The organism is Pseudomonas yangonensis (assembly GCF_009932725.1).
GTDB classification, from domain to species: Bacteria; Pseudomonadota; Gammaproteobacteria; order Pseudomonadales; family Pseudomonadaceae; genus Aquipseudomonas; species Aquipseudomonas yangonensis.
Map to the genome: position 1 here is coordinate 1 of NZ_BLJU01000221.1, position 315 is coordinate 315.

1 pseudogene is annotated in these 315 nt (G+C 44.1%); it reads left to right on the plus strand.

The features are described from left to right. Positions 1 to 40: 40 nt before the first annotated feature. Positions 41 to 315 (plus strand): annotated as a pseudogene (locus GYB81_RS25115) (LacI family transcriptional regulator); the annotation flags it as partial.

Genomic DNA, 315 nt, shown 5'->3' on the forward strand with positions numbered 1-315 from the left:
AGCTCGTAGTTTAAAAATGAACTGCACACGTACCATAGGGATGTTAGTTACCGCCAGTAATAACCCCTTTTATGCTGAAGTCGTTCGAGGTGTTGAACGAAGTTGCTATGAACAAGGCTATAGCCTCATTTTATGCAACACCGAAGGAGACTATGAGCGCATGGATACTAGCCTTGAAACCTTGCTACAAAAGCGTGTCGATGGGCTGTCATTAATGTGTACTGAAGCCCGCGCACCATCAAGTGAAGTATTAAATCGTTATCCACGGTTACCCATGGTGATGATGGATTGGTCTCCATTTGAATACAGTAGCGA